At 72.6% G+C, this 3,133-nt stretch carries 3 protein-coding genes; 1 reads left to right on the top strand and 2 read right to left on the bottom strand.

The features are described 5' to 3' along the window. Positions 1-98 precede the first annotated feature (98 nt). Together AB0J67_RS40260 and AB0J67_RS40255 are read right to left on the bottom strand one after the other, a co-directional pair. The gene (locus tag AB0J67_RS40260) at positions 99-1,181 is read right to left on the bottom strand and encodes a hypothetical protein (protein WP_363490952.1); all 1,083 of its coding nucleotides are present in this window, start codon (positions 1,179-1,181) and stop codon (positions 99-101) included. A gap of 234 nt (positions 1,182-1,415) precedes the next feature. After that, positions 1,416-2,522 carry a hypothetical protein gene (locus AB0J67_RS40255; protein WP_363490950.1) on the bottom strand — a complete coding sequence of 369 codons (1,107 nt, stop codon included), beginning with the start codon at positions 2,520-2,522 and terminating at the stop codon, positions 1,416-1,418. A 75-nt stretch (positions 2,523-2,597) separates the two neighbouring features. Between AB0J67_RS40255 and AB0J67_RS40250 the strand changes: the two genes are divergently transcribed. Next, positions 2,598-3,005: a DUF3151 domain-containing protein gene (locus AB0J67_RS40250; RefSeq protein WP_363490948.1), complete on the top strand. Its 408-nt coding sequence runs from the start codon at positions 2,598-2,600 to the stop codon at positions 3,003-3,005. Positions 3,006-3,133: the final 128 nt, after the last annotated feature.

The raw sequence follows: 3,133 nt of genomic DNA, 5'->3' as shown, positions 1-3,133 counted from the left end.
AACGCTACCTGGCCCGCGAGATCTACCAGATCATCACCGCTGAACACCCTTATGGATGCCAAGCCTCAGCGGCTTGACATCCATAAGAGCATCCTGCCTCAGCGAGGAAGCACGACGTGGCTGCGGGCGGGGATGCGGCAGGCGAGCGCGGTGCCGCCGGTCGCGGGGTCCACGGTGTACAGCTCTACGGTGTCGGCCCGATCCGGCGACCCGCGCTCGAACGACTGCATGATCACAGGCACCCCGCCCAGGTTGCCGGCCACGCCGTAGAGCAGCCCGAGCCGGTGCGGCGGATGGGTGACCGTCCACCGTGGCCCGCCGTCCGCCAGGCCGTACGCCACCGTGGCCACCGCGTCGGTGCCCCGCTCGGCGTGCCTGGTGGCGATCAGCGTGTCCCCCGCCGGCAGGCCGATGCGGTGCCGGAGCGGCAGCGTGCCGCGGCCCAGCTCGCGGCCGGTGCGATCGAGCACCAGCCACGACTCGTCGACGCCGGACGGATTCCGCTCGCCCCCGCCGTCGACGAGCTCACGGCTGCCCCGGAGCACGACCGCGCCGTCGTCGCGTACGCCGAGCAGGTGCCAGGTCAGGTTGGGCACGGGCTGCACCCGCTCCTCGACGCGCCCCTCGCGCAGGTCGTAGCGCAGCAGTTCCAGGCGGTCGCCGCCGTGCTCGCGCTGCAGGACCAGCCATCGCCCGTCGGGCGACCAGTGCAGGTGGTGACTGCTCGGCAGCTGCTCGACCCGGGTGCCGGTGAGGTCGCGCAGCTCGACGTTGCGGTGGACGGCACGGGCGAGCCAGCGTCCGTCCGGCGAGAGCCGGATGTCGCGGACGCTCTCGCGGGACGGCGGCTCGGGCGGCAGCGGCTCGGGCAGCCGGGACGCATCGGGCGCCGGGGAGTCCGCGGGCCGCGGCGGCAGCGGCGGCATGGCGTACCGCTCGCCGGTGCTGGTGACCAGCCAGATCGGCGCCTCGTGCCCGAGCTGGTAGAGCAGCGCGGCCCGCCCGACCGGACGGTCCGCGGGCAGCGGCTCCGGGGTGCCGTCGTCCGGCAGCCCGGTCGCGCAGCTCGGGGGTAGCCAGGTCGCGGCGCCCGCTGGAGCGGCATTGCCGCAACCGGCGGACAGGAGGGCGAAGGCTGTGGCGAGGCACGCGAGGACGGCAGGCGCTATATATCGTCGCATGATATATCGACGCTCGATCTATGGGCCGGGGTTGCCTCGCTTGGTGAGAATCCGTGGCCGCGAGACGGCCGTGTTCGCGCTGGACCGGGCCTCCGACGAGGTGCGGCCCCGGTCGTGCCTCGCCGGACTCACCTGGCTGTGTACATGCGGCGCGCCGGTCCAGCGGGACCGCTCCCGAGGTTAAGAAGGGCACCTTCTGCTACGCATAGCGTTAAGAAGGTGCCCTTCCTTTCGTCAGTGGGGGCAGAGGATGGCGAGGGCTTCGGTGACGTCGTCGGTGACGTGGACCAGGTGGGCCAGGTCGGCGCCGCCGAGCAGGGTGCGCAGGAGCTCGGTCACGGGGAGGACCTCGGTCCAGAAGCGGCGGCCGAGGAAGACGAAGGGGCCGCTGTCGCCGTCGGTCGCGTAGTACGACTTCGTGGCCGCCTGGAAGACCTCCTGCACCGTGCCCGCCCGGCCCGGCGCGAACACGATCCCGCCGCGCGCCAGCCTCAGGATCACGTCCTCCCGGATCGCGTTCGAGAAGTACTTCGCGATCTGGCCCGCGAACACGTTCGCCGGCTCGTGGCCGTACAGCCACGTCGGCACCGACAGGCCGCCCGCCCACGGATCCGCCGCCGGGAACTCCGCCAGCACGTGCAGCGCCGCCTGCGTGAACGGGTCATGGTCGTGGAAGTCCGGCGCCGCCGCCAGCCGGCCGATCGCCTCGTCCAGCACCTCCACCGGCCGCGCCGCCAGGTACGAGCCCAGGTTCGCGGCCTCCATCACGCCCGGCCCGCCGCCCGTCACGATCAGGCGGCCCGCCCCGGCCAGGCCGTGCCCGATCGCCGCCGCCAGCCGGTACGCCCCGCTGCCGCGCAGCTCGGCGTGCCCGCCCATGATGCCGATCCGGTGCGCCGGCACGACGTCCGCCATCGCGTCGTGCAGCGCGTTGTCGATGCCGTGATCGTGCAACCGCTGCGCCAGCGCCTCCCGCACCCCCGCGTTCGGCCCGCCCTCGGCCACGAAATGCCGGTACACCCGGGTGTCGTACATGCCCTCGAAGCCGCCGTCGGCGAACCCCGAGGTCAGATCCGCCGACGTGTACAGCCGCGCCGGGTGCGTCGGGTACGGCACCCAGTCCGCCACCGGCACCACGTGCGCACCCCGGCGCACCAGCGCCGCCTCCGCCGACAGGCTCGGGAACGTACACCCGATGAACACCGCGTCCAGCACCTTGACCCGCGACAGATCGTGGTCGATCGTCAGCCCCTGCACGGTCAGCCCGGCCAGGCTCCTCTCCGCCAGCCGCTCGGCCAGCTCCTCCACGGACTCGATCTCCAACGGGGTGGAAGCAGACATCAGCCGAGTATGCCCGTGACGAACTCCTCAGTGCACCGCGGGCGCAACCCACCCGTCACCAGGTTGAATAAGGCAATGCGGAACCTGATGCCCGAACCACCCGCCACCCTGCTCCCCGCCGACGAGCCGGCCGCCGCCGCGCTCGCCGCCGCCGACGACCCCACCCAGGTCGCCGCCGACCACCCCACCTACAGCGCCGCCTGGGCGGCCCTGGCACAGGCGGCGCTCACCAACGGCCAGCCCGTCACCGCGTACGCGTACGCCCGCACCGGCTACCACCGGGGCCTGGACCAGCTCCGCCGGGCGGGGTGGAAGGGCCACGGCCCGGTGCCCTGGTCCCACGAGGCCAACCGGGGGTTCCTGCGGTGCCTGCACGCGCTGTCGGTGGCTGCTGCGGAGATCAATGAGGCTGATGAGGCGGCGCGGTGTGCGCAGTTTTTGCGGGATTGTGATCCGGCTGCGTTTGATGCGTTGAATTCCTGAGGTCTATGGGGGGTCGGCGGGGTTCGGGGCCGAGCCGCTACGGTGATGTCCTCGCCCGGGGTGACCGGGATGGCCGCGCTGTACACCAGGTGGTCGGCGGCACCGCTGGACGGGGAGTCGTACAGCTG

The sequence above is a fragment of the Catellatospora sp. NPDC049609 genome (genome assembly GCF_040675365.1).
Classification (GTDB): Bacteria; Actinomycetota; Actinomycetes; order Mycobacteriales; family Micromonosporaceae; genus Catellatospora.
The sequence above is the reverse complement of the archived record's forward strand: the minus strand, read 5'-3'. Positions and strand labels throughout refer to the sequence as shown.

Bases quoted from the DNA above. Each gene is read 5' to 3' on its own strand.
- AB0J67_RS40260 (WP_363490952.1), bottom strand. From the start codon at position 1,181: ATGCGACGATATATAGCGCCTGCCGTCCTCGCGTGCCTCGCCACAGCC.
- AB0J67_RS40255 (WP_363490950.1), bottom strand. From the start codon at position 2,522: ATGTCTGCTTCCACCCCGTTGGAGATCGAGTCCGTGGAGGAGCTGGCC.
- AB0J67_RS40250 (WP_363490948.1), top strand. From the start codon at position 2,598: ATGCGGAACCTGATGCCCGAACCACCCGCCACCCTGCTCCCCGCCGAC.